Origin of the sequence: Pseudomonas meliae, assembly GCF_001400515.1 — a bacterium.
GTDB classification, from domain to species: domain Bacteria; phylum Pseudomonadota; class Gammaproteobacteria; order Pseudomonadales; family Pseudomonadaceae; genus Aquipseudomonas; species Aquipseudomonas amygdali.
This window is the reverse complement of record NZ_LJQT01000295.1, coordinates 1-4,924: the sequence shown is the minus strand read 5'-3', so window position 1 is coordinate 4,924 and position 4,924 is coordinate 1. Positions and strand designations below refer to the sequence as shown.

Annotated in this window: 5 protein-coding genes and 1 pseudogene; 2 read left to right on the top strand and 4 right to left on the bottom strand. The window is 58.1% G+C overall.

The annotated features are described in order from the left end of the window. Positions 1 to 26: 26 nt before the first annotated feature. On the bottom strand, positions 27 to 851 hold the full coding sequence (aroE, locus tag ALO64_RS13760; protein ID WP_005732758.1) for a shikimate dehydrogenase: 825 nt from the start codon (positions 849 to 851) through the stop codon (positions 27 to 29). Beyond that, the gene (gene hemF / locus ALO64_RS13755) at positions 851 to 1,765 is read right to left on the bottom strand and encodes an oxygen-dependent coproporphyrinogen oxidase (RefSeq protein WP_002551339.1); all 915 of its coding nucleotides are present in this window, start codon (positions 1,763 to 1,765) and stop codon (positions 851 to 853) included. Before hemF ends, aroE begins: the two co-directional genes overlap by 1 nt. Positions 1,766 to 1,936: 171 nt before the next feature. On the opposite strand from hemF, the gene ALO64_RS13750 reads away from it, so the two are divergent. Further along, positions 1,937 to 2,914 (top strand): NADPH:quinone reductase, encoded by a 978-nt coding sequence (locus tag ALO64_RS13750; protein ID WP_044344899.1) that lies wholly within the window; start codon positions 1,937 to 1,939, stop codon positions 2,912 to 2,914. 19 nt (positions 2,915 to 2,933) lie between these two features. Here the strand turns inward: ALO64_RS13750 and ALO64_RS13745 are convergent, their stop codons facing one another. Beyond that, positions 2,934 to 3,491, bottom strand: a complete 558-nt coding sequence (locus tag ALO64_RS13745) for an L-threonylcarbamoyladenylate synthase (protein WP_044344898.1) — start codon at positions 3,489 to 3,491, stop codon at positions 2,934 to 2,936. Between the two features lie 38 nt (positions 3,492 to 3,529). Continuing rightward, positions 3,530 to 3,973: pseudogene (locus ALO64_RS13740) on the bottom strand (DNA-processing protein DprA); the annotation flags it as partial. Positions 3,974 to 4,002: 29 nt separating this feature from the next. Here ALO64_RS13740 and ALO64_RS13735 point away from each other — a divergent pair. Beyond that, a partial coding sequence (locus ALO64_RS13735; protein ID WP_162232071.1) for a recombinase family protein occupies positions 4,003 to 4,924 on the top strand: 922 nt, incomplete at its 3' end.

Below are 4,924 nucleotides of genomic sequence, written 5' to 3'. Positions count from 1 at the left end.
GGAGCATTGGCACGATAGTCTCTCGGTCAACCAGCCGCCAGCAGCCTGCGCAACTCGGCCAGTACCGGAGCCGAGTCCGGCCGCACGCCGCGCCATAGCAGGAAAGCTTCTGCCGCCTGCTCCACCAGCATACCCAAGCCATCAACCGACTGTGCCGCACCCTGTTCAGTGGCCCAGTGGCAAAAGGCGGTGGGCTCTTTGCTGTACATCATGTCGTAGCAGAAGGTCGCACCGGGCTGGATAAGGCTCGGGGAAATCGGTGGCAGCTCTCCGGCCAGACTGGCAGAGGTGGCATTGATGATCACATCCACCGGTTCTTCAAGCCAATCGAAGCTGCTGGCAAACACAGGGCCAAGATCCGCAAATTCCTGAGCCAGTCGTTCGGCTTTTTCAACGGTGCGATTGGCAATCACCAGCACTGCGGGTTGCTCCGCCAGCAACGGCTCCAGCGCGCCACGAACAGCACCACCCGCACCCAGCAACAGAATGCGCTGACCACGCAGGCTGCGCCCGCAATTGACTGTCAGGTCGCGCACCAGCCCGGCACCGTCGGTGTTGTCACCCAGCAGCGTACCGTCATCGAGCTTGCTCAAGGTGTTCACGGCTCCCGCACGCTGCCCGCGCTCGGTCAGGCTATCAGCGAGGCGATAGGCTTCTTCCTTGAACGGCACAGTCACGTTGGCACCACGTCCGGTCTGGAAAAACGCCTGGGCAAATGCGGTGAAATCATCCAAAGGTGCCAGCGACGTCTGGTAATCCAGCGCCTGCCCGGTTTGCTCGGCGAACAGGCGATGAATCAACGGCGACTTGCTGTGGCCAATGGGGTTACCGAAGACGACGTAACGGTCCATCAGTTGTCCGCCAGCCAGTCGCGATCAGTCAGGAAGTATTCGGTCAGACGCGCCTCTTCACTGCCCGGAGCGGCTTTCCAGTCATAACCCCAGCGCACTTGCGGCGGCAGCGACATGAGGATCGATTCGGTACGGCCACCCGATTGCAGACCGAACAGCGTGCCGCGGTCGTACACCAGGTTGAACTCGACGTAGCGCCCCCGACGGAATTCCTGAAATTCGCGCTGCTGCACCGTGTAGGCCGCAGCCTTACGACGACGCACGATCGGCAGGTAGGCATTGATAAACGCATCACCGATGGCGCGGATGAAGGCAAAGCTGGTATCGAAATCCCACTGGTTCACGTCATCGAAAAACAGACCACCGATACCGCGTGGCTCATCACGATGCTTGAGGTGGAAGTAACTGTCGCACCACGCCTTGTAGCGCGGGTAGACATCGTCGCCGAACGGCGCACAGGCGCGTTCGGCCACCCGGTGCCAGTGTACGCAGTCTTCCTCGACGCCATAGTAGGGCGTCAAATCGAAACCACCACCAAACCACCAGACCGGCTCCTCGCCTTCTTTCTCGGCAATGAAGAACCGCACATTGGCGTGGGACGTCGGCACATGCGGGTTGTGCGGGTGAATCACCAGCGACACGCCCAGCGCCTCGAAACCACGCCCGGCCAGCTCAGGCCGGTGGGCACTGGCCGACGGAGGCAGGTTGCTGCCGAACACGTGGGAAAAATTGACACCACCTTTCTCGATGACCGCGCCATTCTCGATCACCCGCGTGCGACCACCGCCGCCCGCCGGACGCGTCCAGGCATCTTCCACAAAGTGTGCGTTGCCATCTTCCTGCTCGAGCGCGGTGCAGATCCGGTCTTGCAGGTCGAGCAGGTAGGCTTTTACGGCCTCGGTACGGGTACTCATGAGGATCCCTTACGGCTGACGTCAAACGGCTGAGCCCCCGCAGCAAAAGAGGCGCAGGCAAATTGGCGCGTAGCATACCATCGGCAGCGCAGGCTGGCAGTTGACGAAGGCCGGGGGAAGGAGTCCGATAGGTGCTTTCGGAACTTGTTTTAACCATCAAGGAGAGAGCACATGGCAAAGCGTATCCAGTTCAGCACTGTCGGAGGACCCGAGGTTCTTGAATATGTCGATTTCGAGCCAGAGGCTCCGGGGCCGCAGGCGGTGGTTGTGCGCAACAAGGCCATTGGCCTGAATTTCATTGATACCTATTACCGTAGCGGGCTGTATCCAGCGCCTGAGTTGCCTTCAGGGCTCGGTGCTGAAGGGGCGGGTGTAGTCGAGGCGGTGGGTGATGAGGTGACGCGCTTCAAGGTCGGTGATCGTGTCGCCTATGGCACCGGGCCTCTGGGTGCGTACAGCGAGGTGCATGTGCTGCCTGAGGCGAATCTGGTGAAGCTGGCGGACTCGGTCAGTTTCGAGCAGGCCGCTGCGTTGATGCTCAAGGGCCTGACCGTGCAATACCTGCTGCGCCAGACCTATCAGGTGAAGCCGGGCGAGATCATTCTGTTTCATGCGGCGGCGGGTGGTGTCGGCTCGTTGGCCTGTCAGTGGGCCAAGGCATTGGGCGCGAAGCTGATCGGCACGGTCAGCTCACCGGAGAAGGCCGCTCACGCCAAGGCGCTGGGTGCCTGGGAAACCATCGACTACAGCCACGAAGACGTCGCCAAACGTGTGCTGGAACTCACCGACGGCAAGAAGTGCCCGGTGGTCTACGACGGCGTGGGGCAGGACACTTGGCTGACCTCGCTCGACAGCGTGGCACCGCGTGGGCTGGTGGTGAGCTTCGGCAATGCGTCCGGACCGGTCTTAGGTGTGAATCTGGGGATTCTGGCGCAAAAAGGCTCGGTGTATGTCACCCGCCCGACGCTGGGCACCTACGCAAACAATGCGCAGAACCTGCAAGCCATGGCTGACGAGCTGTTCGACATGCTCGCCAGCGGCAAACTCAAGGTCGACAACATTCAGCAGTACGCCTTGAAGGACGCCGCCAAGGCGCAAACCGAGCTGTCCGCTCGGCGCACCACTGGCTCGACCATTCTGATTCCCTGAGCCAGCGCTCGCGCCAGCGTCAGCCAGCGCGCATGACCTGGCCGGTTGCGATATCACGGATCACGCTGGGGTTTCGGCGGCCGCCCAGGCTTCCGCCCAGCACACCGTCGATCTGACCCCGGAAGTACTGCTCGACGCGCAGCCGCGAACGGGCAGCCGGACGACCTGCCGGGTTGGCCGATGTGGAAATCAACGGGCCGACCAACGCGCACAGTTCGCGCACCGTAGGGTGGTCGGTGACGCGTAGCGCCACGGTTTCATGAATGCCGGTGATCCACTCGGGCAGCAGGTTCTGATGCGGCACCAGCCAGGTATTGGGCCCCGGCCAGGTGCTGGCCATTCGGTCGAGCCACAATTGGGGGAAGTCTTCGAACAGAAAGTCGAACTGGCGAATGTTGTCGGCGATCAGGATCATGCCTTTTTCCACTGGCCGTGACTTGATCGCCAGCAAACGATAAACCGCTTCTTCATCCCATGGATCACACCCCAGGCCCCAGACTGCCTCGGTCGGGTAAGCAATCACCGCACCGGCTCGAATATCCTGAGCGGCTTGTTGCACACGCCAACTGCTGACCATTGTTTGTCTCTCCGCTAAATCCTGACGGCAGTTTAACCTCAGGGCGCTCTGGCGAACCATCGTCCCGCTTCACAGCTTATTCTGCCGTCCAGTTCCAGCTCGGTCAGGCCCGCCAGTACCTTGGGCAACGGCCAGCCGCTGGAGACCGATAACCCCTCGCTGGTATGCGGCGCAGCGTGCAACAGCGCCAGAAGTGGATGGTCGCAAGGCACAGGTTTGGCAGGTGTCTCGGGCGGGGCACCGGGCGCAACGCTCCTCCAGTGCTGCAAGCCTTCAAGAATGTGCTCAACGGTCTCGACCAGCGTTGCGCCGTCGCGTATCAACTGGTGGCAGCCCTTGGCACCCGGGTGGTGAATCGAACCCGGTATCGCATACACCTCTCGCCCATGCTCGGCGGCCAGTCGCGCGGTAATCAACGAGCCGCTGGCAACACTGGCCTCGACCACCAGCACGCCGAGCGACAGGCCGCTGATCATACGGTGCTATGATTCTCCGTGTGAAGGAGACCCACATGACCAAAGCATATGCTTACATACGTTTTTCACGCTTAACGCAAGCTACTGGCGATAGCGAAAATCGCCAATTCAATGCCCTCGAAAGCTTCACGCAAAAAACCGGCGTAGTAATCGAAGAGGTTCATTATGACCGTGGAAAGTCCGCATTCCGGGGGGATAATGCGAGAACGGGGAGCTTCAAAGAAATACTTGAACAAATAGAAAAAAACGTAATCCGTCCTGGGGATTTTTTAGTTGTAGAGTCCATTGACCGAATCACTCGGCAGCGGGTATTGGATGGAGTAGAGCTTCTTCAGAATATATTGAAGAGAGGAATACACATCTACACAACGATTGATAGTAAAACTTACTCATATAGTGACCCCTCGCGCGATTTTGAAAACCTCATGATGATTGCGCTAATCGCCCAGCGAGCAAACGAGGAGTCGAGTTCAAAATCACGGCGATTATCTGATGTGTGGCGAGACCGCCGCAATCGGGCAGAGCATGGTGATATCATAATTCAGAAAGGAAACTCTATCCCGTATGGTCTGCGCGTAGCAGATAATAAATTCTGCATAGTTGAAGAAGAACAAGAAGAAATTAGGCAGTTGTTTGAACTGTTGCTCACTCACGGCATTAACACAGCAATTGTGAAAATAAATGAAACGTCAAAAAAGAAGTGGAACAACGGAACCCTGAATAAGCTTATAAAAAACAGAACCGTAATTGGCTGCATGCCCAAGCATAGAGTCGAATACGACTCTAACGGCAAGTCAAAAAAGGTCTTGATGGGATATATTGAAGGCTACTATCCGAATATCATTGAGCCAGAGCTTTTTTATCGTGTCATTGACACTATGTCAAAGCGAAAAGTAAAAAACTGGTCGGGTAATAGAACCGAACAAGACTTTAACATTTTTAGGGAAGCTCCGAGCA

Coding starts and splice junctions, on each gene's coding strand:
- aroE (WP_005732758.1), bottom strand. CDS start 851: ATGGACCGTTACGTCGTCTTCGGTAACCCCATTGGCCACAGCAAGTCG.
- hemF (WP_002551339.1), bottom strand. CDS start 1,765: ATGAGTACCCGTACCGAGGCCGTAAAAGCCTACCTGCTCGACCTGCAA.
- ALO64_RS13750 (WP_044344899.1), top strand. CDS start 1,937: ATGGCAAAGCGTATCCAGTTCAGCACTGTCGGAGGACCCGAGGTTCTT.
- ALO64_RS13745 (WP_044344898.1), bottom strand. CDS start 3,491: ATGGTCAGCAGTTGGCGTGTGCAACAAGCCGCTCAGGATATTCGAGCC.